The following is a 679-nucleotide window of genomic DNA, read 5'->3' as shown; positions in this document are numbered from 1 at the left end:
CATCTCGAACGCAACGTCGCCAAGCTCATGCCCGACAAGCGACGGAAAGCCATGGCGCTCAAGGCCCTGCAGTCCGTGTTCCGCGAGCAGGACCCGACGTTCGTCCGTGCCGCCTACCATGCGGCCATCGACGCCGTCGCCGAGATGAGCGCCAAAGCAGCCGAGCTGCTCGAAGAGGCCGAATGCGATGCGCTGGCCTACCTGGACTTCCCACTCGAGCACCATCGCCGCCTGCGGACCAACAACGTTCAAGAACGTGCGAACCGCGAGATCAAACGCCGCGGGCGGGTTGTGCAGGTGTTTCCGTCGGCCGCCTCGCTGCTGCGGCTCATCGGCGCCGTCTGCGCCGAGATGGACGAGGACTGGTCAAGCCGGCGCTACATGGGCGGAGAGGCGGTCTCTGCCTTCTACGAGGAGCAGGAAGTCGCCAAACGCCAAGCCCAAGCGCTCGCCTCCGCTGCAGCGATTACCGAGGAGGTGAGGGCGCATGCCTGCAAGCTTATCGAACTAGCTGTTGAGACAGCGTGCCGCAAGGCCGCATGATGTGCTAGCATGACGTCAGCCGCGACCGGATTCCAAAGCGGCGGCTCCCGTTGATCGGGCTCTTGTTTCCGCCCGCTCAGGCAGGCTACGCCTACCTTTGCTAGGACGGATTACACCAACATTTGCGGCACTACCG

At 64.1% G+C, this 679-nt stretch carries 1 protein-coding gene; it reads left to right on the top strand.

Annotated features, from left to right (window positions below; translation table 11 throughout):
• On the top strand, positions 1-543 hold a 543-nt coding region (locus LQE90_RS12320; protein WP_216530033.1), incomplete at its 5' end, for a transposase.
• Positions 544-679: the final 136 nt, after the last annotated feature.

It is taken from the genome of Paraeggerthella hominis (assembly GCF_021044775.1).
Classification (GTDB): domain Bacteria; phylum Actinomycetota; class Coriobacteriia; order Coriobacteriales; family Eggerthellaceae; genus Paraeggerthella; species Paraeggerthella hominis.
Note: the sequence above shows the minus strand (reverse complement) of the source record. Positions and strands in the feature narration are given on the sequence as shown.